This is a genomic window from Acinetobacter sp. SAAs474 (assembly GCF_032823475.1).
In the GTDB taxonomy this organism is placed as follows: Bacteria; Pseudomonadota; Gammaproteobacteria; order Pseudomonadales; family Moraxellaceae; genus Acinetobacter.
In genome coordinates this window covers 1,035,202-1,061,617 of the sequence record NZ_CP127915.1, presented here as the reverse complement: position 1 = coordinate 1,061,617, position 26,416 = coordinate 1,035,202, and the positions used below count along the sequence as shown (strand labels likewise).

Here is a 26,416-nt window from a genome sequence, read left to right as displayed (position 1 = left end):
TTAATCTGTAATTCTACGCGACAATAAAAAACCCTACCAAAAGGTAGGGCTATTGATATATTGCTAACGGCTTAGAAACGATAGCTATAACCAAGTGTATAAATCACTGGATCGATTTTTAATTTAAATTCAGTGTCATTTCCATCATTTAATCTAACTTTAGGATCTAAGTCTGCATAACGTACGTCAGCAAACACACCCCAGTTTTTCGCATCAGCAGGCTGGAAATTAACTCCAATTTGTCCTGCAACACCAACATCATTTTTAACTTTCTTAATCGTATCACCTTGAACACCCCAAGCAAAGAAGCCTGTTGCACCAACACCAACATAAGGTGTAAATGGTGATGAATTCGCAAACGTATATTTAAAGGTTAATGTTGGTGGTAATTGTTTAATACTACCAATATTCGTACCATTTGCTTTAATATCATGTTTAATTGGTGTTGCTAATAGTAATTCTGTAGAGAAATTATCATTAAAGAAATATTCAACAGATGGCGTAAAAGCATACTGATAATCAGCTTCAACTTTAGTAGTACCATTTAGTTTGGTATTGCCTGTTGGATCAACTAAAGAGCCACCCACTTTTACTTGCCAGTCACCAGCCATCGCTGCAGACGCTGACATACCCATTAATGTTATTAGAGCTAATTTTTTTAACATTTTAACAACCCTTAGTAGTAATTGGTTTATATTAAACATGTGTATTATTAATATGCAATAGCTATTCTATACGCTTATTTTTACATAATTGTAATATATTGTTTTTAAATGGTATTTTTTTAATTCAAAGTAACAAGGTTGGTTTAAAAAAAATGCCAACCTCGTCTACTTTTTACTCAATTAATCTGACTAATTTACTCAATTTTAGCCATATTTAAAATGCAATATTACATAAAATTTACAATATCATTGCAGCAATCCAGCCAAAAATCAGTAATGGAATATTATAGTGAATAAAGGTCGGTACTACACTATCCCACATATGATCATGTTGCCCATCCATATTTAAACCAGAAGTAGGCCCCAAGGTTGAATCAGATGCTGGTGAACCTGCATCCCCTAACGCGGCTGCAGTACCAATCAATGCAATTGTTGCTGCCGGACTAAAACCAAACTGTAAACATAAGGGTACATAAATAATGGCTAAAATTGGGACAGTCGAAAAAGATGAACCGATGCCTAAAGTAATAATTAATCCAACCAATAACATTAAAAATGCTGCCAGTGGCTTACTATTGCCAATTAATTCAACCGATGCATCGACTAAAGCAGGCACTTGATGTGTGGCATCGATGACAGCAGCAAAACCTTGTGCCGCAATCATAATGAAACCGACCAAGGCCATCATACGCATCCCAGCCACAATCACATCATCTGCTTCATTCCATCTAAAAATTCCAGCACAGCTCAGCACAGCCACACCCACAAGCCCCGCAAGAATCATTGAATCTGAATATAGCTGTACAATTAAGGTCAGTAAAATCGCAATAACTGCCATCACAATGGTAAAGGTCTTAATTTGTGGTTTAGCACCATACTCAAGTGCCTGTCCTGAAATCGCCGTTTTCGGTGCTTCAATATGAATATCTTGATATTCGCGCGGTTTACGATAGCTAAAAAATATGGCCACCAGCAAACCAATAAACATGCCGAAGACAGGCAGTGCCATTGCTTTTGGAATATCGCCATACTCAATCGCAAAATGATATGCCCGACCAAAGGTATTAATGTTTTGTCCCAAAATATCATTCAGAAAAATTGCACCAAAACCGACAGGAACCAACATATAAGTTGCTACCAGACCAAAGGTTAAAATACATGCAATTAAACGACGATCCAATTTTAAATGGTTAAATACAATTAACAACGGTGGAATTAAGACTGGAATAAAAGCAATATGGACTGGAATCACGTTTTGAGAACAGATTGTAGGAAGAAGAACAGCAACAAAAATCATATATTTCAAACGATTTTGTGCCTTTTGGTTAGATGCTCCCTTTAATTTAACAATCAATTTATAGGCCAGTAAATCAGGTAAACCCGAGCGAGCCAATGCCAAGGCAAATGCACCTAAAACACCATAGGCTAAAGCAATTTTAGCGCCACCCCCCAGTCCATTATTAAATACTTCTAAAGTACCTTGCAGACCTAAACCACCAAGTAAACCACCTAAAAGGGCACCAATTATCAGTGAAAACACTACCGGAACACGAGCCAGTGCCAAGCCAAACATCACCGTAATGGCTGTCAGAATTGCAAACATAAAGCAGGATATATTGAGAAAAAAACTATTTTATCAGAGTTTGAACTGAGTTTTATGCTGCATTTTAATTGGAAAATAGATTGTCGATATCCAGTTAAATTAAAATGACTTATTTTAATTGATTAATTTCAGACTATGGCTCGCATAAAATCAACATCGTTAAATACTTTATCGCATATACATGTAATATAAACCCAAAATGACATCTATAAAAAATGCCAGTCAATTTTCATTCACTGGCATTACACATCAAGCTGATTGAATCAGTAGATTATTTTTTCTTGTCTTCAATTGCCACGCCCGCACCAGCACCGATTGCACCACCAATTGCTGCACCTGTACTACCGCCAATTAACTCTTTACCAATAATAGAACCAATCGCACCACCGATTCCACCCGCTGCTGCATTATTATTCGAACCATTTTCAACTTTACTGCCTACCGCACCGCCTGCGCCTGCGCCTAAAACTGCGCCAAGACCACCGCCTACACGATTACCTGCAGCACCACCTACAGCACCACCCAATGCGGCAGTACCAATACGTTGTTCAGTTGCTGACATATTTGAACAACCGGCTAAAAAAAATGTAGAAAGAGACATTAGCGCCATCATACCCACAACTTTTTTCATGATTTTTCTCCTTAACCTATACAGTAGACCCGTGTATTTCAGTAATATTATGCTATCGCATTGATTCAATCTTATTATGCTATAAACCATTTAAGTTTTAAAATATAGATCACGATCTTTTTGTTTATCTTAGGGTGATTACTCAACGACAATCACATCCTTCGTGACAACACCATCCTTACCAATCACTGCATGCGATATTTTTTTATTGGTTTGTGGATTCTGAATCTGATCAAGTTGAAGTGTTCTTTTGGCTGGTTTTAGTCCCTTTTGAAATTCAACTCCTTCAACATCAATTTGCTTGGCTTGACCAATCACCTTGCCTTCTGAGGTTAAAGTTCGATTGATCTCAATTTTAGAGGTTGGAACAATCACTTTACCTTTTTGTAATATCGGTGTCGGCAACTTTTTCTCTGTAAACTGATTTAAATCATCTTTAAACACCACTTCCTTGGCAACAATATCTTGGCCTTTATTGCTGATCTCAAGTACAGTTGCTTCAACCGTACGTTCCGGTTGCTGTCCCTCAACACGACGAATCACTTCGGTTTTTAATACGGGTACCACGGCCTTATCTTGGACCATAATGGTATTGGGTAATGGCGCAGCACAAATACTAAATGCGCTCACTAATAGACCAGATCCAAGTAAATATTTTGTAAGTTTCATATATTATTTCTCATGAATTAATTAAAATAAATTTATTCTGATTGCAAAGTATTAATGAATAATTTATGGATCAAAAATAAAGGGGTAATATTTAATATATTATTTAAGATATTTAAAATTAATCATTTACATTTAAATACTGATAACTGTGGCACATTGAACTGGCCTTAATATCAGATTACATGTAATACGATTATGACAATATATTAAAATTCAAATATTGATTAAAGTAATTTATTATTAATAGAACAAAACTAAAATATTTTATCTGATTGATGATAAAGCTATGATCATTAAACTTGACCATTTTAAGCCACAATTTGGCGTAAGACGATCCTGTTTCTTAAAATATGGATCAACACTGATGAATGTGTACAGAATTCATGATTGAAGATTAAAAAAATGCGCCTATTATAGGCGCATTTTTTGATCGATAAACTGTATTAAGCAACAGTTTTACGTGCAGGTAATTTTTCACGAATACGTGCAGCTTTACCAGATAATTCACGTAGATAGTAAAGTTTAGCACGGCGAACATCACCACGACGTTTCACTTCAATTTTAGCAACAATTGGAGAATGAGTTTGGAATACACGCTCAACACCAATACCGCTAGAAATTTTACGTACTGTAAACGCAGAGTTTAAACCACGATTTTTCTTCGCAATAACCACACCTTCAAATGCTTGAAGACGCTCACGGTCACCCTCTTTTACTTTAACTTGAACAATGACGGTGTCACCAGGTGCAAAAGCAGGGATATCTTGTTTTAACTGTGCATTTTCAACAGCTTGAACTAAAGGATGCTTACCACTCATGTGGAATACTCCAATATTATGCGGATCAGAAGAGGTCTGATTACCGCTGGGGACAGAGGCTATCACGCATATCAACCCGATTATCTTTCCCTTTATGCTTGACCGCTTCAAGACATAAAGAGCCTAGTTATTAAATTGATCAATAAAAGTTAATTACTTTTATTCACCAACTCATCTTTTAACCATTTTTTTTGCTGCACATTCAACTCAACCTGTTCAACCAATTCAGGCCGACGCTGTTGGGTACGTTGATAACGCTGCAAAAATCGCCATTTATCAATATTGGCATGATGCCCTGACTTGAGTACATCAGGCACCGCCAAACCTTCAAAATGGTCTGGTTTAGTATATTGTGGACAATCTAAAAGACCATCTACAAATGAATCCTGTATTGCAGATTGCTCATCAGACATTGCACCCGGAAGTCTTCGGATTACACTGTCTAATAACACCATAGCGGGAAGCTCACCACCCGATAAAACGTAATCACCAATGGACCATTCTTGATCAACGTATTTTTCAATCAAACGTTCATCAACACCTTCATAACGACCGCATAATAGAATTAAACCATCATAATCAACAAACTGTTGTACTGCGGACTCATTTAAGGTCTGGCCTTGTGGTGACATATATACCACAGGGACATTGAACGCTCCTGCCTGCGTTGCAAGCACTTTAGCATGCTGAATCGCTTTGGCTAACGGCTCTGCCATCATGACCATGCCAGGACCACCACCAAATGGACGTTCATCCACTTTTTTATAGCGACCCTCAGCAAAGTCTCGGGGATTAATACAGTTCAGCTGAATTAATTCACGTTGTACCGCACGACCACTAATCCCAAAGTCTGTAATCGCTGCAAACATCTCAGGAAAAAGTGTTATGACTGCAAAAAACACTACAGACTCCTTCAGTTTCCTGCTGTATGAATTCTAAAAGAATTAATAATCTACGCCCCAATTCACGTAAATACGACCAGCTTCGAGATCAACGCGTTGTACCACATCTTGATGCCATGGAATCATACGCTCCTCAGCATCAATACTGTCTAAAGTAGCACGAACCACCATAACGTCATTCGCACCCGTTTCAAACAATTCATGGATTTTTCCGAGATTTATTTCTTGGTCTTGATCATCTAAACCCAATACGGTTAGACCTTTTAAATCAGACCAATAGTATTCATCTACACCAGGTTGTGGCAATTGAGATTTAGCAATCCAGATATTGGCACCCACTAAAGCATCTGCTGCAGTGCGGTCAACCACACCTTTTAATGCAACAACCAAGCCTTTACCATGCGGTTTCCAACGTTTTATATCAGCCATTTGCCAACCTGCTTTGGTTTCAATATACCAAGGCAGATAGTCAAAAATATTGCTCATCGGTTCTGTATTGGAATAGACCCAGAGCCACCCATTTAGACCATATGCTGAACGTAGCTGTCCAATCTGAATCCGATCTTCGGGTACATTCTGTGTTGGTGTCATGGGCAAATTACCTAAGCGATCAAGATTATGCAGCAACTGCCGCTTTTTTCGCTTGTGCAGCTAATGAAGCAACACGTTCAGAAGGCTGTGCACCTTGAGCAACCCAATGTGCAAAACGATCAGCATCTAAACGAAGTTTTTCTGCTTTACCTTGAGCTGTTGGGTTAAAGAAACCAATACGTTCGATGAAACGACCATCACGTGCATTACGGCTATCAGTTACAATAATTTGATAGAACGGACGTTTTTTAGCACCACCGCGTGCAAGACGAATAACAACCATGATACAACCTTATAGTTTTTACGGATTATCGCTGTTACGACCATCGCAACATTTCTAACCCCTTTCATAGAGGGGCATATTTTATGCGAAGTTGACAGTAAAAGAAAGATTAAAAATGTTTATTCTTTTGCTTGATGTAAACTTATCCAATCATTTGAAGATGAAATGCAGACAGCAACATTCAAGATAACTCGATATGCTCACCATTGTGAGGTTGCAGAGGGTACACATTTTGCCAAACCTTGTATCCAGCATTTTTCACCACGATGATTTAAGGCAAAGCCGCCATCTTGCCACTGCGTACTGTGTTGCAACGGCGTTGCCGTTAATAACCATGAATTTATACCAACCTGACTCAACTTAATCTGATAAAGTGGACGTCCAGCTCTTGGTAAATAAAGCATTTTTTTTTCACCAATATCAACTAACGTGATCGGTTTGCCATTGGCCTTTAAAAACGTTAAATTTACAACTTTATAGCGCTGCAATTGCTTGGCAAGTGCCGTTAATTCTGCCTGTGCTTCAATACGTTTAGTATGACGTACGTACTGTTGATAATCGGGATACACCATCATGATCAAGATAGCCATAATCACAATGACCAGCATAAGTTCAATTAAGCTAAAGCCTTTTTTCATTTACCATACTTCCTGCCCATGATCACCACAATGCTTAAAATTAACATCAAGCGTATTATTATTTTTACAACGAATTCCCTGACTGGTCATCAATAACGCAGGATAATGATGATGATCTATAGGCTGTGCCTGTATCGCCCAATGCTGCCCTAGTGCATGTTCATCGGTTAACTTTAAGTTGACCTGATCACCATCGACGATCATTAACTGATATTGATGTTTCTGTGCTGATACATGACGTGGAATAGCGATAGACGTCGGTGAGAATCCACGATATGAAAAATTACGTACTTTATGACGTTCTAGTAATATTGCTAAATGTAGCATTTCTTGTTGTGCTTGGCTGACTATGGCTTGGCGAGCATATTGTTGAAATAAAGGAATTGCAATCACGGCAAGAATCGTAATCAAAACAACCACCAACATCAATTCAATTAAGGTAAATCCAGTCTAGTCGCGTTGATTCGATTGCATATCATGACTCAGCTTAATGTTGTTCATACCAGCGTTGAGGGCTAAGTTTTGTTACGGTTTGATAACGCTTATGCATAATCACATTATCGGACATTTTACTTTTATCCTGAGGGCTGACAATCATGCGTGTCATTCCTGTCGCTGCATCACCACCAATTGCTGCTGCGATTATTCCAGCCCCTAAAGGCATCTGATGTGACAATATTGAACCTGTTTGACATTGCCCATAAGGCATACAAAACAAAGTCGTCGTGCTACTCCCTTGAATACTAGCACCGCATTGATCTAATGCATTTTTTGGACTACGATCAAAAACAGTCACATACAAGTCATGGTTAATCACAATTGGGCTACTGATGATCTTTTTATCTTGAATGTCCTGATGCTTAAATTGGTAATACCAGCCTTGTGTACGCCGATAAGGTGCGATAATACGATGTTGATTAAAACGATGTTGATCATCTAAAGGCCATAACTGGTGTGACATTGAAGACAATGAGCCACCTGCTGTTTCCGTCATCAGAGTCAGATCTTTACTTTTAAGGGTACTACTCGCATGTAGATATTTTTTTGCTGTTGTCGATATGGCTCGCAGTGAAAATAGATCTGGTCGAATAACATCCTTATCATAAATATTAAAGATGGCATCATCCTGATAGGCGCTTTGGCCTGGCGTATAATGGGCCAGCGGACTACTCTGATTCCCAGAACCCACAGAGAGTACAGCAAAGGTTGTTCCTTCTTCAGTATAAGTTGAAAATGCCGGCATATGATAAAAGCGCGGACTGGCTGCACCCGCATATAGGTCAAGTAATCGTACAGGCACTTTGGCAAATAGCTCTGGCTGGGTCATAAAAGTATTGGCATCAAGTTGATTATTTAAATCAATACGCCAAACCTGCCCAGCCAAGTCACCAAAATATAAATGATCAACCAAACCATCTGCATCACGATCTACTGTTTTAATTTCGCTCACAACACTGTATTGCATTTGTGCAGCAAATGTCGCCAAATTCCGCGATGTACGCCGAGTTGCATTGGCTCCTGCCCACCACAATAACTGACCATTTAGTGCATCAAACATATATACACCAGCACCACGTTTATTATTCTGCAAATAAGCTGCTGATTCATAGCCTGCATAAGGAATACGTCGACCATTCACCAAGGCATTACCATCATCTCCTCCAGCATCATAACCACCGCCAACAAACATCACCAATTTCTGAGTACCTTGCCATTTAATCCAGCTAATATTCGGCTTTGACCAGCTCTGTCCCATACACCCTACAGGATTACTAGCACTACATTGACCTTGTGGAATAATCTGAAATTTAAGCTTTGGTTGGTCGATATCACTTAAATCCAAGGCATAATAACCTCGACCTCCCATGCGTAAGCCACCATAGACCAACTGTTTGCCGTATACTTTGCGTTTACGCTGCTGAGCGTCTGTATAAGATTGTCCTTGACCTACTGTCAGCATATGTTGATTATTTTTATCTACTACATATTCTGTATACGCTGTCCATTCACCATCAATACCATAAAAAAAATTGCTTTTTCCCTTCATGCTCAGTGATGGCGATGCAAATGCTTCAGCCTGACTTTCAATAATTTCATGAGGAATAAAAGCAAATTTTTCTCTACCCGTTACAGCATCGACAACATGCAGTACACCTTGAGTAGTACCAAATAGTACATAATCTTCACGCTGTTTTTGTTGTCCAAGATGGCGTTGCAATAACTGATTACTAGCACCACGATTGGTAATCAAGAGCGGCTTTGAATGCATAACAGCACCCACTTGACGTAATTCTGGATATTCTTTTAATTGTTGTAATGTCGGATGATTTTGTGGTGCATAATGATATCCCAATAAGTTCATCAAATAGCCTATTTTGGGATCGAGGCGCTTTTCTGGATCTACAATGTCTTGAATGGTAATCGCAACCAGTGAATTCGATGTTTTGGCCTGTCCTTGAGAAAAAGAACGTGTGGTCCATAGTTTACGCTGTGTTTGTCCAGCTGAATTATGCTGTAAGCGTAGTTTTGACCTCATACCATAATTTAATGCTTGATCACTAGGCTGTGTTGCTGATGATGAATCAACTTTCGCTGCCCACATGTCCTTATTATTTAATATTCGACCTAAAGTATCTGTAATCACCGCATTGGCCTGATCTTTTAATACTGCATTTGAATCTAATCTGTATTTTTTTAAATTTCCTAACCAAAGTTGATAGGGCTGACCGGGTAGAGGCTGAAATTGTGGATAATAAACCTCATGATGTAATCGCGTAGGATTTAAAGGATCCACAGGTATTGTCGGTGCACCGGTCGTCGCAATCGATATCGTTGTATTCAATTCATCCAGAAAACTGTTGATACTATGAATGACATCTTGAGTACTGACACTAGAATACCAGCCCCCCTGACCAATAATCCCCCAATATGCTGCTTTTTTTACATTGGTATCAATATGACCTAAGGCTTTAATATTTTCTGCTGCTGTTTTCTTTTTATTATAAGACGAAATATGACTAAATTCATGACCAAAACCAACCACAGCCGTCTTGACCTTTAAACCCAGTGGATTCTGTTTTTCTTGAATCAGTCGCAAGGCCAGTCCATGTATACAGTCAAAACTATCTGTTGATGAACAAGAAAAATTGCTATTTAAAGCCTTGCGGATTAATCCCTCAGCATTACTATCATTAACAGGCTCTCCATCCGTTAAGACATAAATCCCCTGACTACCACACTGACGTAATGGGTTGGATGCTTGTAAAGAAAATGGTTGAAGATAGCGATTATCCTTTTTACTTTCGGCAACTGAATAGGCAAAACCACTATGCTCGGCATCAGCCGTACTATTGCCCATTAAATACGCCACAGTTTCAGCATAAGAACGTGCTGTAGGTGTTGATGTACTCGCCGTTAATTTAGCAATCTGTGTTAATAAGATTTGACGTTGAGTTTGGCCATTAATTTGTTGATCCAAGCGTCGTGCGGGGACCAAAATTGCACCCATAGGGAATATTTTTCGACCAGACTTAACTCCCAATGTTGCAAGACCAATTACATAATGATCGGCAAGGCGTTGAATTCCCTTAGAGGCATTACCCTCCAAAAGATCAAACATAGCATCTTGTAACCGTGTAATACGTTGATAATATTTACGCTTTATATTTTTATTCTTTTTATATATTGCTTCACAGTAATAACGAGGATAATTAACTGAACGACCTGTGGACTGCTCGCTCAATATGTAAGTTGATATAAAATCAGGATCTACATCACATGCTATCGTATTCCATTGTCCTCCCATACTCCCTGAAATATCCAATAACAGCATCAATGTCGTTTGTCCTGCATGTGCAGCTTGATAGATTTCAATATCACTGGCATGACTTGACTCAATCGGACGATATAATGCTATAAATAATACCAATACCAACATGATCCAGCGTTGATCTAGGCAAAAACCATATAATAACTTCATATTTTTTATTCTTATTTTTATATTTACTTTCATGCTATAAAAATACCTGACCTAATGTATATTCCGTCACATGAGTGGTAAAAGGTACGTTTAACCCCCTCAGGCAATCACCAATACTGGCCTCTACAGTCTGGCTTAAATGACGATTTAAACATTGATCAATCTCAGTGGTGCTGGCACGAGAAAGTGTCGGCATTAATGAGGTCACATAAACGCGAAAACCTCGTATAGTTTCAACTTTTGCCAATCGCTCATCTGTACCTCTAAGCGAATTTTGGAAGGGATCCATGGTATGACCTTCCATAAAACGAATCGCAATTTGGGTTAATACAATACGTCGGCGACTGGTAAAAAAATAATGCTCATCATGATTCACCGCCGTACGACAGTAACCATTCATACCTAGGCGATCATTGTAAATATGGCCTTTGTGCTGATAAATCATACTGGTTTCAGCTAAAGAAAAAAATTCAGCTCGCGATCCTTTAAAACAAAACACCAGCTCTCGTCCTTTGTAGCGTGGATGATTACCCATACCAAACATGCCGTCTTGTGCCAAATGCCGTATTAATTGCTGATTTTTTTCGATATTAAACATAGCCGCATCTGAATTTTGTAGTAGTAATTGTTCTGCTTGACTATTGGTTGCAATACTTAATGCCACCAAACCATGTCGAATGGCTAAGGTCGCTGCAACCGTGACTGCAACCAATAAAATCAATACAGTAATCAGTGCCATCCCTCGTTGTTTATGCACTAGTTCAGCTCTCCCAATGCATTTCTAAATGCAACTTCTTGTGCTACAACACGATATACATATGGGTTTGGACGTTTATCATGCTTCACATGTAATTGTTGATCCAATAGCCACAACTTTACAGCTGCTGTCGATAGGCCATGCTTTATACCCATCTGTGGTGAATGCATTAATATCGCCAAATACACCCCTAAAATACGTGGTTTAGGTTCTTCCTTGAGCGCCATATAGTCATTGATTGCAATATATCGACGCTGACGATGCTGATTGATCACACTCAATAAAACACGAAAATGATCTACATGTTTCATGATAATTTCACCTTGCAATCCTCTATTATTTTGAATCGCAATGGATTGATCTTTTATATAATGCCCAGCATCACATACCAAAGCCAAAGAATGCGGTTCTGTAGGAGCTGCATGATGATCTTTTCTTAAAAAATAGCGTTGTATCACAACTTGATGCGCTGCGATTTGACGTCCTTCACAATCAAATCCACCTGCTGTCATGGGTTGGTATTGAATAACAAGCTGATCACTGGCCTGTTTAACATTAGAAATACCCGTTTGAGCTGAACTCAAAAAGACGGGATCAACATCGGAAAATTCAGCAGGTAAATTCTGTGCAGACAACACAATACCGCCAAAACGTAACCGATCATCGATGATGGCTGTTGCTGCATTTAAATTGGCAAGACGAATATCCCGTGTCATATCGTTCAAGCCAAAATTAGCATTGTCTTGTAAATCCATAATTCCTTGTTGCAAACTTTGACTACGAATCGCAGTAAGGAACAGCATTACCGCAGCAGCAATGATGACCAGCCCTAACGTTAATGAAATCATCAGTTCAATTAAGGTAAATCCATAGGGCCGAATCATGCATAAATCTCCATGACCACACATGTGGATTCTGTACGATAATATGCAGATGTTGTACAGTTATATACCCCATCCGCATCTGTCGCTGCTGTATCCCCCCAAGCAACATAAACACAATAACGTCCGTTATTGATACCTGGACAAGTGATCATATTTAAGGTCATTCCGATACGCTGCGCAGTTAGTTTAAGCTGCACCGCATCAAAACGTGCCTTCTGGTATGCCGAACAAAAATGATGAAAACAATTCAGTGGATACGTCTGTATATCAGTTTGATGTATGATTTTTTGGTAGGTCTGGATCTGATGGCGATTGATACGAATTTTTTCAGCCAGATCTCGTGCAATACTCATGGCCTGTATTCGAGACTCTGCCTCAGTTAAAGCATCAAGGGCACGATATTGCAAAATTACAAATCCTAAAATTCCAGCAGATAACAGCAATAGAGCCATCAATACTTCAACTAAACTACTACCCACTTGTCTAGCCCCATTGATCATAAACATTTTCCTTCAACCACCTTTTGAATTCGCCCCATTCTGGAAATTGATATGGTTTTTGAGCGCTGTGCAGCCACGGCTTGATCACAAATCATAAAACTACAAAAAGCAGTTGGCGTATGCACCATTGCATGGGAGGGTATGTTGAGTAAACCATTCGGCATAAAAGTAAGCGTGGTATCTGCAGATTTTAAAACTGTATTTCCAGATGGCTGCCAGTGTAAAATTTGTGGATCAACAGGTGATAATGTCCCGATATGTACCAGCACAGTTCTTCTTTCAAGAATGGCAATCGATCTGGCATGCTTTAACAGCATGATTAATTCATCAGCACTTTTATTCAGATTTTGTTGATTGATCATAGTGCTCAAAGTAGGTACAGCCAGCACAACAATAATCGACAGCACAATGATAGAAACGACAAATTCAATGAGAGTCATGCCCCATGATATTGATTTATAATTAATCACTTGCTTAGCCTATATACTTAATTATTTTGCTGCTGGCCTAGAATAATCATAATCAGCTTAAAATCAGTGTAAGAGGAGATAAAAGGCGGTAAAAAGTAGATAACAATAGCACTCGCGCTATGGATTCGAGTTGGAGGTCATTATCGATATCAAGAGTTATCGATGATCAAATAGCATCCCTTGCACTCATTAAAGGAATACGTCAATCATCAGATAGCAAAAACATTGCATCATCAAAAAAGAAATTCAATTTAAATCATTTTTATAATTATTGGTGTGCAGGCATGTTGAAAAGTACAGCTCCTGGCATGACAGTCTGTGAAAGCGAGTTTTATCGTGGCACTTTGACTGCTTAATTTGATATTAAAAATCCTCACTTTAATCGAATATACAGCGCTGCTTAGATCGCAGCGCCTACAAAAAACCACTAAAATTATTTAAGCTTGTGTAACAGGGATTCTCAGCTCTTTAGGTAAGCTAAAGGTGATATTCTCTGCTCTCCCGGCAAGCTCTTCAGGTGCTTTTGCACCCCAATCCTGTAAGCGTTGAATCACTTGTCGAATTAAAATTTCTGGCGCAGAGGCGCCTGCGGTTACGCCAATTTTTGCGTTTTGCTTAAACCATGACTGTTGTAGTTGATCGGCATTATCCACCAAATATGCTTGCTTACCCATACGCTCGGCCAATTCACGTAAACGATTCGAATTTGATGAATTGGGAGAACCGACAACCAGTACAACATCACATTGATGCGCTAAATCACGTACAGCATCTTGCCTGTTTTGTGTCGCATAACAAATATCATCTTTTCGTGGACCTTGAATATCGGGATACTTTTGACGCAAGGCATCAATCACTTTTGCTGTATCATCAATGGACAAGGTGGTTTGGGTCACAAAGGCAACTTTATCAGCATTGATGACTTTCAAGTTGGCAACATCTTGCTCATCTTCAACCAAATAGATATGGCCACCATTACTTTTATCATATTGTCCCATGGTACCTTCTACTTCAGGATGCCCTTCATGACCAATTAAAATGGCCTCAGTACCTTCTCGTGCATATTTAGTGACTTCAATATGTACTTTTGTCACCAAAGGACAGGTCGCATCAAAGACTTTTAGTCCACGACGCTCTGCTTCTTGCTGAACCGCTTTGGATACACCATGTGCACTAAAAATGACGATATTATCATCTGGAACTTCATCCAACTCATCAACAAAAATAGCACCGCGTTGACGTAAATCATCAACAACAAAGCGATTATGTACCACCTCATGTCGTACATAGATTGGCGGGTTAAAACATTCAAGAGCTCGATTTACAATCGCAATTGCACGATCTACACCTGCACAAAAACCACGTGGATTAGCCAATACAATTTCCATAGCGCCCTCAATGCTTACAAGCTGATGGTGAAAAAATTAAAAATAATAGCAACAAAACCGATCTCAGCTATTTTGTTTATTCCTGCTCTGCTCTAAAATAGAGAAGATATTTTATCATATCAGGAAAAATATCATGTCGGGTCTCTTGTTTGTCGTTTCTGCAGCATCAGGAACAGGCAAAACATCATTAGTTAAAGCCCTACTTGAGCGTGTCAACAACTTACACGTTTCTGTCTCCCATACTACACGTGGTCAACGTCAAGGTGAATTGGATGGTGTGCACTACCACTTCAGCCATAAAGACGACTTTTTAAAACTAGTCAATGAAGGTGGCTTCATCGAATACGCTGAAGTATTTGGCAATTATTATGGCACTGCACAAGCAACAGTAAAAGAACAATTAATCAAAGGCCATGATGTTTTACTTGAAATTGATTGGCAAGGTGCCAAACAAGTCCGTAAACTTTTTCCTGAATCCAAACAAATTTTTATTTTACCCCCAAGCCAGTTTGACTTACGTCAACGTTTGTCGAATCGAGGAACGGATTCTGTCGAGGTCATTGAGCATCGTTTAAGCTGTGCCGTTGAAGATATGCAGCAGTATAGCCAATTTGACTACATCATCATTAATGATGACTTCAATAAAGCCTTACATGATCTAGAAGCCGTCATTATTGCCAACCGTTTAGTGTTGTCACAACAAGCCAATCGACATCGTGAATTGATTGAAAAACTGATTACCCCGACAATAGAATGATTAAAACTTGAGTCTATCCTGAAAGCACTTTATACTGTCGAGTCTGTTAAAATTTATTATTTCAAACGAGAAATCATATGGCACGCGTAACCGTTGAAGATTGTTTAGACCATGTAGACAACCGCTTTGAGCTTGTACTAGTGGCAAGCAAACGTGCGCGTCAATTAGCGCGTCAAGGTATTGAACCAACACTTGAATGGGACAATGATAAACCCACTGTTGTTGCGTTACGTGAAATTGCTGCTGGTCATGTTTCTAAAGATATTTTGAAACAACGTGAACAAGACTATCAAACCTCGAGTTTAGATATGGTTCTATCTGCAAATTCTCTTAATCTGAATGGTTTTTCTTTTCAATAAGTAAAATCTATTCAAAAGCCTAGTTTTTTGCTAGGCTTTTTTATTATATCAACTTTAATATTTCTTAAATAAGCGTTATAAATATAAGGTGTACTTATGACCTTGCTGTAGATAACTGGTTCTCGGTTGCAACATTTACAAAAATTGACCGTTCCACTATTTATTTTTATAAGTACAACATTCATATATTAATGTAACAGGTCTTATTGATAAAGGTGGTTTATGCCAGGCATAGCGGTTAGCCAAGCCAAACAGCAACTCAAAACAATCATCGATGCTTATCTGAATGAAAAAGATGTCGAGCGAGTTCTTGCGGCCTGTGATTATGCCGACCTTGCACACGATGGTATTACGCGCAAAAGTGGCGAGCCTTATATTCTGCATCCTATTGCGGTCAGTTGTATTTTAGCGCATATGCGCCTAGATGTTGAAACACTGATGGCAGCGCTATTACATGATGTCATTGAAGATACTGACTTTAGCAAAGATGATATTATTGAAAAATTTGGTCGAACTGTTGCAGAACTCGTTGATGGTGTCACCAAACTTAGCCATTCAAGCGATAAAGAATATAATAAAGCAGCCTCCTTTAGAAAAATTTTACAAGCCACCTTACAAGACCCACGTGTGATTATTATTAAACTGGCCGATCGCTATCATAATATGACCACACTCGGTGCATTACGACCAGATAAACGTGCACGTATTGCACAAGAAACCTTTGATGTATTTGTGCCTATGGCGCGGATCGTCGGAATGAATGAAATGGGAGACAATCTAGAGCATCTCTGTTATCAAAACTTAGATCTAGATATGTTTAACAATGTGCAACAAGCACTTTTAGAGACCAAACCAAAACGCTGTGAATATCAAGCAATCTGGGAACAAAAACTGACGACACTCATTGAAAGTCATCATATTGCAGGCAGAATTAAAAAGAAAAATAACAATATCGAATTACTTCGTCATTTTGTTAAAAATGATATTGATTTACAAGAACTCACGCACAGCCATGCCTTTGAAATTATTTTAAATAGTATTGCTGATTGTGACCGTTTGGCAGATATTTTACGGCAAAACTTTCAAGTACTCTATTTTGAAGATAATATTCGACGCCCTTTACCTGGCGGAAATCAATCATTAATGATACGACTTAAAGGTGAGCAAACGACATTATCTTTAACCATTCAAACTGAATTGATGCGTAAAGCTGCCCGTTTTGGTGTGGTACTGGGTGAAAATGCACCACAAACCTGTCGCTCTGCCATTCAGGCTTCAATGCAAAATTTAAATGTATTAATTGATGGCAGTTGTGCCAAAACGACATTTAATGATTTATTAGACTATTTACACCAAGAAAAAATTTGGGTGTATACCCCACATGGCCATTTGCATGAATTACCTCAAGGTGCTACAGCAGTAGATTTTGCTTATTCAGCCAGTTTATTTTTAGGCAACCACGCGATTGGTGCTAAAATTAATGGTGAAGTCAAACCGTTATCTACACCACTAAAAAACAGCCAAGTTATTGAAATTATTACAGATGTTTTAGCAACACCCAATCCAGACTGGTTGAGTTTTGTCAATACACAAAAAGCACGTCGTGCATTACAAAATATTCTACGAGAACAAGATTTAGAAGAACAGCGCCTTGTTGGCCATCAAGCTTTAAACCGTGCGTTAAAATTATTTAATCGTTCAGTCAATGATATTACCGAATATGAATGGAATGATTTACTGCACTGGCGCCATTTAGAGGATCGAAATCAACTTTTTGAACAGATTGCTGTGGGTGATCTATTACCACAATTAGTTGCTAATCATCTCTTTTCTCAGGATCATCATCATGAAAGCTCTCAGCGTCTCATACAAGGTACTGAAGGCGTTGATGTCAAATATGCACATTGCTGTAATCCTGTCTATGGCGATCCAATTCAAGGGCATTTATCACGCCGTGGCCTAATTGTACATCGCAATCATTGCTATAATTTAGTACACGAACAAAATCAGCATCCAGAAAATATTATGCCACTGCTCTGGACTCCTGAAGAAATCCCAGATGTTCAATTCACGACCTATTTATGTATTAATATGCCAATGGATGATGAACAAGTTTCGCAACTGATTTATCAATGTCGTAAAGCCAAAATTGGCGTTGAAGCCGTTCAAAAAGATATTGGTAAAACCTATGTTAATGTTGTGGTCAATAGCCGCCAACAAGTCGCCAGCCTTATTCGTGACTTACGAATGCATTTTGGATTTCCGCGTATTACCCGTCTGATGCAACCAGTAATGAATATTAGTGAATCAGCCAAAGTCAGTTAATTGATTTAAGCTGCATGAAAAAGCTTCTATATATATGATTGTTGGACTATGATGTAGAAAATGATATAAGGAGAAATTGATGTCCCGCCAAGTGATCCATACTGAAAATGCACCTGCCGCAATTGGTACATATTCACAAGCGATTTTAGTTGGTCATACCTTGTACCTCTCAGGTCAAATTGGTTTAGACCCATATAGTATGGAATTAGTAGAAGGTATTGAGCCACAAATTCGCCGCGTATTTGATAATCTTAAAGCAGTATGTGAAGCTGCTGGCGGCTCTCTTGCCGATATTGCCAAATTAAATATTTTTCTTACTGATTTATCTCACTTCCAGTTGGTCAATCAAATTATGGGAGAATATTTTGCGCAACCTTATCCTGCACGAGCAGCCTTAGGTGTAGCAAGCCTACCTAAAAATGCCTTGGTTGAAATGGATGGTATTGTCATCATTAATCCATAATGACATCATCTCTTCTCTTTAATGAATGAGCACCACCTATAGGTTGGTGCTTTTTTTATTGCTAAAACCAATAATCAAAAGCAAGTACATAGATAAAACCTAATTGACAAATGATAATAATTATCAATAATACTAACTATCTTATTTAATTTATTATGGTCATATCTAATGTACGTTTGTTTATGCCGTGGTATTACAGATCAAGACATTAAAAATGCAATTGCAAACGGTGCTGAAGACTACCGTGACATCAGAGACATGCTCGATCTTGGCACATGCTGTGGACGCTGTGCACCCGAGGCACGCTCTATCATCAGTGAAGAAATTGCACAAATCGCTTCACGTTTAGCGGTTGCTGCATAAATATAAAAAGTAATAGCATCAAGATAATTATAATAACTATCTCATCATAACTATCGAATGAACGATCAATAGATCATTATGACTTCACCGCTTTTAGTATCAAGCGGTTTTTTTATTGCTGATCACTTTGATATAGAATTATTTTTGATTGTGATTTTCATTTGCTGTTCTATAAATTACTCGCCATTGATGCCACTGTTGGTTAATATAATCAAAATTAATATAAGCAAAAGCGCATTTTACGGCGAAATTGCTCATGATCGTGAATGGAGTAATAGTTATGCAAGGCAATCGTGATGTTATTAATCAGTTAAATCAGGTGCTATATCATCATCTAACAGCTATTAATCAATATTTTCTTCATTCACGCATGTTTAATGATTGGGGTATTGAACAATTAGGTTCTGCTGAATATAAAGAATCAATTCGTCAAATGAAACATGCTGATAAAATTATTGAACGTATTTTATTTTTAGAAGGCTTACCTAACTTACAACATTTAGGGAAATTATATATTGGTCAACATACCCTTGAAGTTTTAAATTGTGATGTACGCAAAGTAAAAGAAAATATTGAAGCATTACAAAAAACAGTGCTGATTGCTGAGCAACATTTGGATTATGTGACACGTGATCTCATCAAAAATATTCTAGAAAAAGAAGAAGAATATCTAGATTGGACGACAACCCAGCTTGATCTAGCAGCAACTATTGGCTCTGAAAATTATATCCAAAGTCAAATTTAATGGGGTTTAGCCATTAGATTTAACCCGACTTAAAGTCATCAATAAGCCAGTGCGATAAGCACTGGCTTATTAATTTTCTGGTTTTGCCCTATCCTGAAATTATTTAGCGGACTTCACTGGAAGGTAATAGACTTTCATAAGCAATATCTTTATGTCGTAAAATTTTTAATATTTTAAGCTGATGTTTAGCTTGTGCTTCATCGCCATTAAATGCCAATAATTTAGCAAATTTAATCAAGTTATAGCTGGTTGGATATAACAGTACAATATGAGAAAAATTCTCAATTTCAGTTGGTGAAACATGGCTATACGGATTTAAACGTACCCACGCAATACGATGATTAAACTCACTCAAAATATAAATTGAATCTTGCTTAACAATTTTTTCAGGTTGCTTCTCATAACGCATCGATTCTGCTAATTTTGGAACCAGCACATCATAATCACGATAGACCAAAATCAGCAAGATGATGCCAGAGCCATAAATCATACGCATCCATGTTGTTGCCAAGGCAATGGTTTTTTGTTGAATTTGCTGTGCTTGTACAATGCCTAAAATAAAGCCTACCGGCAATAAAAAATAAGCATAATTTTGCGGAAACTCTAACAGTGCATGAACAACAAATACACCCACCATTAGGATCCCAATAACTGACTCTATACTGTTTACATACTTATTGAGTTGATAACCCCAATAAGCAAAATAGGCAAGAAATGGTAATCCAATAATTAAACCATTCCATAAAATAAAATCTAAAATAAAATTATGCGCACTACGAATCCAAACAGGACCTTGGAAGAATTCACTAATGATAGTATATGCCACACCCGTTTGATAAAAACCATAACCAAACCAAGGTTTATATTCAACAGCATGAACCATTTGTTGCCAAATAGCTAAACGTGATAAATCACCTGTTGCACGTCGAGCAATATCAACCGATTTAATTTGTGTATCCGTCAATTGTGTTAAATAACTACTAATAGCCGGGAACAAAAAGATAAGGCCTATAAAAATCAATAACCACGTGCTCATCAAATACCATTTAATATGCACATAACCTTTAAATTGTTGGTATGCCAAATACAATACAATACATACACAGGCAACCCATGATGTTCTTGACTGGCTCAACGCCAGAGTCACCAACATCATTAGAGTTGCCAATACCAACCATTTGCTTTGAATTTTTTTGGTTTCATAAAGATATAAACCTGCCAATAAAGACATTAGCAAAAAAGTGGCCATATTATTCGGCTGTGCAAAATTGGCATAAGGTCTGGCACTATTCAAAGGAGTAATACCAGGCAAAACCGTGTCTAAATTAAGCCACTGTAAAAAACCGATTAATCCAGTTAATGTTCCTGAAATAAGCAATACATAACTTAAATAAGTAAATGTTTTTTCTCGATTAAACTGTCCTGTACTCAGATTAAAACCAATAATAATGGCCATCCAAAATCCAAAAACATAAGCAAAAGCCATAAGTGCATTGCTAAAGAAAAAGATTTGACCGAAAAAGAATTGTAGAAATGGAATAACAGCCAGTAAAATTAAAGGTAAAGTAATTTTAGGAAGTTGTACTTTTTGTCTTAAACACAATGCCATTACCGTAAATAAGGCTAGAAATGCATAAAGCTCTCCAGTATATGTTACCCAGGGTCGATAGTGCACCGGAATCAACCAGGCCAATGAAATAAAAACGCTTGCGAGTAAAACTAAAAAAAAGTTCATTTACTTTAAGTTAAAATTTAAGAATCTTGTCTATTTTAGCTGAATTAAAATAAAAGCCCTAATCAACTTAATGGCATTCGAGTAATGTACTTAGCGTAGCTTTGATGCGCCTTTACTCTACTGCGCTCTATCATAGATAGACAACAATTCACCTTTTCTATTGAAATATTTAAAACTCAAATCATGACGATAATTGCATATAAGATTCATCTCAAATGCTGATGGACTTAGCATATTGAGCTTTTATAGACAGTTTGGACATTTTACTCACTCGATATTAACAGCAAAAACAGCTATAGCCTTAATATACAATGCCATAGGTCATATTGTGTCCTATAGCTTTAGCATTCACTCATCTCTCCAACATTAAAGAGCACGCTTTTATGCTCAATACAATAACAATGTTGATGATGCTTTTTAACAAATGCTCTCTTTGATTCAAGCTGTTTTTGCAACTCCTCCTCATTTCAATCTTGAGGCATAAGCTCAATTTTATTGATGTGACCATTTTTTTAAAAAACTGACATTTTTTGTCACTCAATTACCTAAAATGACCATATTAATTAATGAAATAAAAAAACAAGCTATTGATTTTTATATTAAAAAAAATATGGCATATTCTTTGCTTAATGCTAACAATATCGTAGAGCTAAAAATAATAAATAGGCTTTATGAAAAAAATAAAACACATCAATTAATCTACTTGAGAGAATATATGAATACTCAAAAAGGCTTTACACTTATTGAATTAATGATCGTTGTGGTCATTATTGGAATTTTGGCAGCGATTGCCATTCCGGCATATCAAAACTATATTGCTCGTTCACAAGTTTCTGAAGCTATGACTTTAGCAGCAGGCTTTAAAACAGCGATTCAAACTAACTTACAGAATAATTCTTGTTTTAGTAATGGGGGTAATGCTGCTACAGATACCGATATTATGAATGGTAAATATGGTGTTGGTAAAATTACTCAAGTTTCAGGTACTGCGGCAGAGAATAATTTAGTGTGCGGTATCGAATATACCTTTAGAAGTAAAGGGGTATCAAACAAAATTGCTTCAAAAGTAATTTCTATGTCTGTCAATAGTAATGGCGTATTAGTTAAAGATAAGAATACCACCATTAAAGATGATTTACTGCCACAATCCCTCCTACTGTCTGGTTCGTAACGCCAAGTAAGACCATAGCCTTATCAGATAAGGTTATGGTCTATCTATTTGATTATGCTTATTAAAATTAATATTATACTGATTATTATCTTTATACTGTGGATTTTTTCCGGCCAGTATATTTTTCCCGCAGTTATTCCCTATGACAGTTGGCGCATTATCGAAGTACTACTCTTGATTTGGCTAGCAAATCAATTACTGTTTATGCGCCAGAATATACAACTACCTCTTCAGCATCAATGGTTAATCGCAATGATGCTTGCACTGATGTTGTATAGCAGTTACTGCGCATTACAACCTAAAATTGCCATCACCGATGCAGTGTTACAGTTCTTGCTCTGTACCTCACTGTATATATGTACTGTACAGGCAAATCTACATCCTCAATTTTTTTTAAACGCCAGTAAAATTATAAGTCTGCTACCATTATTCAGCCTTATATTTTTGCCTGTATCAATTGTGCAACAACTACAAGGTAATCCAATACAGTGGTATGGATATTTTCCTAATTACCGTATGTTGGATGATGCACTGTTACCTTGCCTATTTTTAGTTTGGTTTTGGCAATCGACAACAACAAATAAAATACTTCAATTCAGCCTTACTCTGGTCGCAACTTTATATAACTTATCGTTCTTACTTAATGGCGCACGTGCTAATCTTTTGGCTATTTTTAGTACTTTATTACTGCTTGGCTTATTTTATCGTCAATCCTTTAGGGTGATACTACCCTCGATCATCAGTACCTTAGCTGCATGTAGTCTGTATGCTATTTTAACAACATTACAGATTGAAAATATTGGCTCACCCTTAATCAGAACCAGTTCATCTGGACGTATAGATTTATGGATTAAATCTATTCAGTTATGGTTGGATGCACCCATTTTAGGGGTAGGTGGTGGCAATTTTATTTTTCAACAGCCGTATTTATTTTCAGCACATCCACATAATTGGATACTACAGTGGCTAGCAGAATGGGGAATGGCGGGTCTAATCATGACCTTTTTTTTAATCTATATCATTAAAAAAATTTACGATCTACATCAACAATTACCGATATTTTTAATTGGATTTTTAATTTCTTTTTTAATGAATATACTATTTTCTGGTACGTTGATTTATCCACTCAGTCAAATCCTGAATCTATGGGGATTGATGCTTATTTTGAATGCAATGCTCCAGCAATCTACGCCCATGATATGGACGCAAAAAAAACCATATCTATTGGCGCTGATAATTTTATTCAGTAGCATCACGATGATTACACTACATCTAGAGGATCTAACAGCACAGCACTACTGGCTGCCTGATTGTATTTATCCGCCACGATTTTGGCTTGATGCGACTCAACTTCATTTATGCGGCGGCTAAAATAGCGTCGCATATAGTGAAGCGAGCGGTTTATACAATAGAATTTAAAATCGACAAACATTTGAGATAAAAAAACTTTATTAAGAATCCTGTACGAGCGTCAGAAATGAGTTTAGCTCTACGCTTGCTTGTATGCTATAGATCAAACCACTATAAAATCACCGGCTGATTATTAATTTCATTATCAATCTGCCCCAACTCTTTCTCATAATAAATATTTAAAATTTCACCTATCCGATGGATAGCCGCTAAAATAGCCTCATTAAATTGTTGCTGCTTAAACTGCACAGCCATCTGCTGACATAATTCATCCCAAATAGATTGCGCTGTATATTGCTGTATACCGCGGTCAACCACAATTTCTATACGACGTTCACATAAATTAATATATAGTAAAATACCGCTATTGAATTCAGTATCCCAAACACCCAATTGCGCAAATAATTGTCTCGCACGACCAGATACATTTTGATAATAGGCTTGATGAGCAGGAATATGTCCCTCTATCACCACTTGTATTTCACCATGATGGCCTTGTTCAGCATGTTCTACAGCTTGCGTAATACCTGCCAATACTTGTGAATTAAAGATTTTATTCGTGCGTGATACATAAAAAAAATGCTTAAGCCATCTTGTTAAACTGGGCTGTTCAAACTCAACCAGCTTAGGTGGCGTCAGTATATGTGTTGTATCAGATCTTGTTACCATGAGCCAGATGCACCTCCTCCGCCAAAACCTCCTCCACCGCCGCGATATCCGGATGATCCACCACCTCTAGATCCACCACCTGATCCACCGCCACGACCAATCATCGTCAATAATAGTTGAAAAACCGTTTGGGCGATGCTGGTAATCAGTAAAAAGAACACGACAATACCAATCAAAAGGCTGCTTAAAATTCCCATGCCATAGACCAAGCCAGCAACAACACCTGCAACACCCGCAGTCGCTGAGCTTAAACGATTTCCAACCCAAAAAGATGCCAAGATACCCAGCAACAAAATTATGCCGACGGCATTTCTCAGATATTCACGATTTTGTTTTTCAAGCAATGCTGTTTCATACCGCTGTTGTAGTTCTTGCGCAGCTTGTGCTGCAACCTCAGGATCCATATCCAGTATATGCTGGATCTCTATTAATCCTTCTGATAATCCTTGACCATATTGACGATTCTGAAAATATGGGGTTATTTTGTCACGGATAATACGATTTAACACAATATCAGGTAATACGCCTTCCAAACCATAACCCGTCAGTATTTGAATTTTACGATCCTGAGCTGCGACCGTGATTAATAAACCATTATCATGTTTTTGACTACCCAGTTGCCAAGCTTCTGCTGCTCGCATGGAATAATCAAAAATGGATTCTTAACCTGTTGTCGGAATAATAATGATACCGACTTGTGCCTGAGCCTGTTGATATAAAGTGTTGATCTGGCTGAGTAGACGTGCCTGATCAGAAGCAGACAATAAATTGGCTGAATCAATAATAGGCTGATTTAAAGTAGGTAGCTGATGCAATGTTGTCGTTAAATCAGCAGCAATAGCAGATCTATCTGTAACAGGTGCAGATGATGATGCTAGAGTGGTTTGCTTTTCAGTTACTTGTTCTGTCGACACAACACTGTTTTCTATCGGTTGAGCAATGCTGTGTTGTGCATACGTCAAGGATATGCTAAACACACTAATCAGCATCATAACAGCAAGCAAATAATATCGCAGCCACAGCATTATAAAATTCAACATGGCATTATTCTTTAATATTATTCAAAAGAAACTTGTGGTGCTTGCTGTGCATCCGGTGCTGCAGCAAAATTTGGCTTAGTTTGCATGCCAATCACTTTTGCAGTAATCACTTGAGGAAACTGTCGTGCATAAGCATTAAAGTCTTGTACGGTGGTAATATAACGATTGCGTGCTACGGCTATTCTATTTTCAGTCCCTTCAAGCTGCACCTGTAAATCTCTAAATTGTTGATTTGCCTTTAAATCTGGATAATTTTCTGAAACAGCAATCAAACGTGATAATGCACTGGTCATTTGTGCCTGTGCTTGTTGATATTTTTCAAATAATGCAGGATCTTGTAACACATCTTTATCGACCTTAATCCCTGCAACATTCGCACGTGCTTGTGTAACTTCGGTTAAAACCTGCTGCTCATGTTTTGCATAGCCTTTAACCACATTGACTAAATTGGGTACAAGGTCTGCACGACGTTGATACTGGTTTTGAACTTCAGACCATGCAGCAATCACTGCCTCATCTTTGACTTGCAAGGTATTATATCCACATCCACCCAATGTTAAACTGCTCATCAATAGCAGTGCTAAAATACTTTTCTTTATGG

At 37.8% G+C, this 26,416-nt stretch carries 26 protein-coding genes and 3 pseudogenes; 8 read left to right on the top strand and 21 right to left on the bottom strand.

Annotation, left to right across the window (positions count from 1 at the left end):
- Window positions 1-71: 71 nt before the first annotated feature.
- The 17 genes and pseudogenes from QSG86_RS05915 to ispH form a co-directional block, all read right to left on the bottom strand.
- Entirely contained in the window at window positions 72-665 is a 594-nt protein-coding gene (locus tag QSG86_RS05915) for an OmpW/AlkL family protein (RefSeq protein ID WP_317030652.1), read from the bottom strand.
- A gap of 238 nt (window positions 666-903) precedes the next feature.
- A pseudogene (locus tag QSG86_RS05910) lies at window positions 904-1,929 on the bottom strand (Na+/H+ antiporter NhaC family protein); the annotation flags it as partial.
- A gap of 141 nt (window positions 1,930-2,070) precedes the next feature.
- Window positions 2,071-2,238: pseudogene (locus QSG86_RS16655) on the bottom strand (sodium:proton antiporter); the annotation flags it as partial.
- Window positions 2,239-2,539: 301 nt separating this feature from the next.
- A complete protein-coding gene (locus tag QSG86_RS05905) occupies window positions 2,540-2,899 on the bottom strand; it encodes a glycine zipper 2TM domain-containing protein (protein ID WP_317030650.1) in 360 nt (119 codons plus the stop codon).
- Window positions 2,900-3,037: 138 nt separating this feature from the next.
- Window positions 3,038-3,568, bottom strand: a complete 531-nt coding sequence (locus QSG86_RS05900) for a hypothetical protein (RefSeq protein WP_317030649.1) — start codon at window positions 3,566-3,568, stop codon at window positions 3,038-3,040.
- 443 nt (window positions 3,569-4,011) lie between these two features.
- Window positions 4,012-4,386 carry a 50S ribosomal protein L19 gene (gene rplS, locus QSG86_RS05895; protein ID WP_317030648.1) on the bottom strand — a complete coding sequence of 125 codons (375 nt, stop codon included), beginning with the start codon at window positions 4,384-4,386 and terminating at the stop codon, window positions 4,012-4,014.
- 149 nt (window positions 4,387-4,535) lie between these two features.
- Window positions 4,536-5,288 (bottom strand): tRNA (guanosine(37)-N1)-methyltransferase TrmD, encoded by a 753-nt coding sequence (gene trmD / locus QSG86_RS05890; RefSeq protein ID WP_317030647.1) that lies wholly within the window; start codon window positions 5,286-5,288, stop codon window positions 4,536-4,538.
- A gap of 42 nt (window positions 5,289-5,330) precedes the next feature.
- Window positions 5,331-5,879, bottom strand: a complete 549-nt coding sequence (rimM, locus tag QSG86_RS05885; RefSeq protein WP_317030646.1) for a ribosome maturation factor RimM — start codon at window positions 5,877-5,879, stop codon at window positions 5,331-5,333.
- A 25-nt stretch (window positions 5,880-5,904) separates the two neighbouring features.
- Window positions 5,905-6,162, bottom strand: coding sequence for a 30S ribosomal protein S16 (gene rpsP / locus QSG86_RS05880; RefSeq protein ID WP_086197177.1), 258 nt, complete (start codon window positions 6,160-6,162; stop codon window positions 5,905-5,907).
- Between the two features lie 200 nt (window positions 6,163-6,362).
- A complete protein-coding gene (locus QSG86_RS05875) occupies window positions 6,363-6,800 on the bottom strand; it encodes a type IV pilin protein (protein WP_317030645.1) in 438 nt (145 codons plus the stop codon).
- Window positions 6,801-7,226, bottom strand: coding sequence for a pilin (locus tag QSG86_RS05870; protein WP_317030644.1), 426 nt, complete (start codon window positions 7,224-7,226; stop codon window positions 6,801-6,803).
- 61 nt (window positions 7,227-7,287) lie between these two features.
- The gene (locus QSG86_RS05865; protein ID WP_317030643.1) at window positions 7,288-10,779 is read right to left on the bottom strand and encodes a PilC/PilY family type IV pilus protein; all 3,492 of its coding nucleotides are present in this window, start codon (window positions 10,777-10,779) and stop codon (window positions 7,288-7,290) included.
- A 34-nt stretch (window positions 10,780-10,813) separates the two neighbouring features.
- Complete coding sequence (locus QSG86_RS05860; protein ID WP_317030642.1) at window positions 10,814-11,536, bottom strand: pilus assembly protein PilX; 723 nt, start codon at window positions 11,534-11,536, stop codon at window positions 10,814-10,816.
- Entirely contained in the window at window positions 11,536-12,420 is an 885-nt protein-coding gene (locus QSG86_RS05855; protein WP_317030641.1) for a PilW family protein, read from the bottom strand. Before QSG86_RS05855 ends, QSG86_RS05860 begins: the two co-directional genes overlap by 1 nt.
- The gene (pilV, locus tag QSG86_RS05850) at window positions 12,417-12,920 is read right to left on the bottom strand and encodes a type IV pilus modification protein PilV (protein WP_317030640.1); all 504 of its coding nucleotides are present in this window, start codon (window positions 12,918-12,920) and stop codon (window positions 12,417-12,419) included. Before pilV ends, QSG86_RS05855 begins: the two co-directional genes overlap by 4 nt.
- Window positions 12,917-13,360 carry a GspH/FimT family pseudopilin gene (locus tag QSG86_RS05845; protein WP_317030639.1) on the bottom strand — a complete coding sequence of 148 codons (444 nt, stop codon included), beginning with the start codon at window positions 13,358-13,360 and terminating at the stop codon, window positions 12,917-12,919. The genes pilV and QSG86_RS05845 overlap by 4 nt, the downstream gene beginning before the upstream one ends.
- Window positions 13,361-13,827: 467 nt before the next feature.
- Complete coding sequence (gene ispH / locus QSG86_RS05840) at window positions 13,828-14,778, bottom strand: 4-hydroxy-3-methylbut-2-enyl diphosphate reductase (protein ID WP_317030638.1); 951 nt, start codon at window positions 14,776-14,778, stop codon at window positions 13,828-13,830.
- Window positions 14,779-14,911: 133 nt separating this feature from the next.
- On the opposite strand from ispH, the gene gmk reads away from it, so the two are divergent.
- The 6 genes from gmk to bfr all read left to right on the top strand — a co-directional run bounded on the left by gmk (window position 14,912) and on the right by bfr (window position 19,790).
- Window positions 14,912-15,535, top strand: coding sequence for a guanylate kinase (gene gmk, locus QSG86_RS05835; protein WP_317030637.1), 624 nt, complete (start codon window positions 14,912-14,914; stop codon window positions 15,533-15,535).
- Between the two features lie 77 nt (window positions 15,536-15,612).
- A complete protein-coding gene (gene rpoZ / locus QSG86_RS05830) occupies window positions 15,613-15,894 on the top strand; it encodes a DNA-directed RNA polymerase subunit omega (RefSeq protein WP_317030636.1) in 282 nt (93 codons plus the stop codon).
- Window positions 15,895-16,116: 222 nt separating this feature from the next.
- Complete coding sequence (locus QSG86_RS05825; RefSeq protein ID WP_317030635.1) at window positions 16,117-18,219, top strand: RelA/SpoT family protein; 2,103 nt, start codon at window positions 16,117-16,119, stop codon at window positions 18,217-18,219.
- Window positions 18,220-18,298: 79 nt separating this feature from the next.
- Window positions 18,299-18,682 carry a RidA family protein gene (locus QSG86_RS05820; RefSeq protein WP_317030634.1) on the top strand — a complete coding sequence of 128 codons (384 nt, stop codon included), beginning with the start codon at window positions 18,299-18,301 and terminating at the stop codon, window positions 18,680-18,682.
- 168 nt (window positions 18,683-18,850) lie between these two features.
- Window positions 18,851-19,045 carry a bacterioferritin-associated ferredoxin gene (locus QSG86_RS05815; protein ID WP_317030633.1) on the top strand — a complete coding sequence of 65 codons (195 nt, stop codon included), beginning with the start codon at window positions 18,851-18,853 and terminating at the stop codon, window positions 19,043-19,045.
- 280 nt (window positions 19,046-19,325) lie between these two features.
- Window positions 19,326-19,790 (top strand): bacterioferritin, encoded by a 465-nt coding sequence (gene bfr / locus QSG86_RS05810; protein WP_317030632.1) that lies wholly within the window; start codon window positions 19,326-19,328, stop codon window positions 19,788-19,790.
- A gap of 103 nt (window positions 19,791-19,893) precedes the next feature.
- On the opposite strand, the gene QSG86_RS05805 is transcribed toward bfr, so the two are convergent.
- Entirely contained in the window at window positions 19,894-21,525 is a 1,632-nt protein-coding gene (locus QSG86_RS05805) for an O-antigen ligase family protein (RefSeq protein ID WP_317030631.1), read from the bottom strand.
- Between the two features lie 715 nt (window positions 21,526-22,240).
- Between QSG86_RS05805 and QSG86_RS05800 the strand changes: the two genes are divergently transcribed.
- Together QSG86_RS05800 and QSG86_RS05795 are read left to right on the top strand one after the other, a co-directional pair.
- Window positions 22,241-22,696, top strand: coding sequence for a pilin (locus QSG86_RS05800; RefSeq protein ID WP_317030630.1), 456 nt, complete (start codon window positions 22,241-22,243; stop codon window positions 22,694-22,696).
- Between the two features lie 54 nt (window positions 22,697-22,750).
- On the top strand, window positions 22,751-24,067 hold the full coding sequence (locus QSG86_RS05795; protein WP_317030629.1) for an O-antigen ligase family protein: 1,317 nt from the start codon (window positions 22,751-22,753) through the stop codon (window positions 24,065-24,067).
- A gap of 150 nt (window positions 24,068-24,217) precedes the next feature.
- On the opposite strand, the gene QSG86_RS05790 is transcribed toward QSG86_RS05795, so the two are convergent.
- The 3 genes and pseudogenes from QSG86_RS05790 to QSG86_RS05775 form a co-directional block, all read right to left on the bottom strand.
- A complete protein-coding gene (locus tag QSG86_RS05790; RefSeq protein WP_317030628.1) occupies window positions 24,218-24,775 on the bottom strand; it encodes a TPM domain-containing protein in 558 nt (185 codons plus the stop codon).
- Window positions 24,769-25,815, bottom strand: a pseudogene (locus tag QSG86_RS16650) (TPM domain-containing protein). The gene QSG86_RS05790 and the pseudogene QSG86_RS16650 overlap by 7 nt, the downstream one beginning before the upstream one ends.
- A gap of 17 nt (window positions 25,816-25,832) precedes the next feature.
- Window positions 25,833-26,384: a LemA family protein gene (locus QSG86_RS05775; RefSeq protein ID WP_410487513.1), complete on the bottom strand. Its 552-nt coding sequence runs from the start codon at window positions 26,382-26,384 to the stop codon at window positions 25,833-25,835.
- Window positions 26,385-26,416: the final 32 nt, after the last annotated feature.

Excerpts from the sequence above, each read along its gene's own strand:
- QSG86_RS05820 (WP_317030634.1), top strand. The coding sequence starts at position 18,299 with ATGTCCCGCCAAGTGATCCATACTGAAAATGCACCTGCCGCAATTGGT.
- QSG86_RS05845 (WP_317030639.1), bottom strand. The coding sequence starts at position 13,360 with ATGACTCTCATTGAATTTGTCGTTTCTATCATTGTGCTGTCGATTATT.
- bfr (WP_317030632.1), top strand. The coding sequence starts at position 19,326 with ATGCAAGGCAATCGTGATGTTATTAATCAGTTAAATCAGGTGCTATAT.
- QSG86_RS05900 (WP_317030649.1), bottom strand. The coding sequence starts at position 3,568 with ATGAAACTTACAAAATATTTACTTGGATCTGGTCTATTAGTGAGCGCA.
- QSG86_RS05855 (WP_317030641.1), bottom strand. The coding sequence starts at position 12,420 with ATGATTCGGCCCTATGGATTTACCTTAATTGAACTGATGATTTCATTA.
- QSG86_RS05795 (WP_317030629.1), top strand. The coding sequence starts at position 22,751 with ATGCTTATTAAAATTAATATTATACTGATTATTATCTTTATACTGTGG.
- QSG86_RS05815 (WP_317030633.1), top strand. The coding sequence starts at position 18,851 with ATGTACGTTTGTTTATGCCGTGGTATTACAGATCAAGACATTAAAAAT.
- QSG86_RS05825 (WP_317030635.1), top strand. The coding sequence starts at position 16,117 with ATGCCAGGCATAGCGGTTAGCCAAGCCAAACAGCAACTCAAAACAATC.
- QSG86_RS05775 (WP_410487513.1), bottom strand. The coding sequence starts at position 26,384 with ATGAGCAGTTTAACATTGGGTGGATGTGGATATAATACCTTGCAAGTC.
- QSG86_RS05790 (WP_317030628.1), bottom strand. The coding sequence starts at position 24,775 with ATGGTAACAAGATCTGATACAACACATATACTGACGCCACCTAAGCTG.
- QSG86_RS05870 (WP_317030644.1), bottom strand. The coding sequence starts at position 7,226 with ATGTTGGTGGTTGTTTTGATTACGATTCTTGCCGTGATTGCAATTCCT.
- pilV (WP_317030640.1), bottom strand. The coding sequence starts at position 12,920 with ATGATCAATGGGGCTAGACAAGTGGGTAGTAGTTTAGTTGAAGTATTG.
- rimM (WP_317030646.1), bottom strand. The coding sequence starts at position 5,879 with ATGACACCAACACAGAATGTACCCGAAGATCGGATTCAGATTGGACAG.
- rpsP (WP_086197177.1), bottom strand. The coding sequence starts at position 6,162 with ATGGTTGTTATTCGTCTTGCACGCGGTGGTGCTAAAAAACGTCCGTTC.
- rplS (WP_317030648.1), bottom strand. The coding sequence starts at position 4,386 with ATGAGTGGTAAGCATCCTTTAGTTCAAGCTGTTGAAAATGCACAGTTA.
- QSG86_RS05915 (WP_317030652.1), bottom strand. The coding sequence starts at position 665 with ATGTTAAAAAAATTAGCTCTAATAACATTAATGGGTATGTCAGCGTCT.
- ispH (WP_317030638.1), bottom strand. The coding sequence starts at position 14,778 with ATGGAAATTGTATTGGCTAATCCACGTGGTTTTTGTGCAGGTGTAGAT.
- QSG86_RS05865 (WP_317030643.1), bottom strand. The coding sequence starts at position 10,779 with ATGAAGTTATTATATGGTTTTTGCCTAGATCAACGCTGGATCATGTTG.
- QSG86_RS05905 (WP_317030650.1), bottom strand. The coding sequence starts at position 2,899 with ATGAAAAAAGTTGTGGGTATGATGGCGCTAATGTCTCTTTCTACATTT.
- QSG86_RS05875 (WP_317030645.1), bottom strand. The coding sequence starts at position 6,800 with ATGAAAAAAGGCTTTAGCTTAATTGAACTTATGCTGGTCATTGTGATT.
- QSG86_RS05800 (WP_317030630.1), top strand. The coding sequence starts at position 22,241 with ATGAATACTCAAAAAGGCTTTACACTTATTGAATTAATGATCGTTGTG.
- rpoZ (WP_317030636.1), top strand. The coding sequence starts at position 15,613 with ATGGCACGCGTAACCGTTGAAGATTGTTTAGACCATGTAGACAACCGC.
- QSG86_RS05805 (WP_317030631.1), bottom strand. The coding sequence starts at position 21,525 with ATGAACTTTTTTTTAGTTTTACTCGCAAGCGTTTTTATTTCATTGGCC.
- gmk (WP_317030637.1), top strand. The coding sequence starts at position 14,912 with ATGTCGGGTCTCTTGTTTGTCGTTTCTGCAGCATCAGGAACAGGCAAA.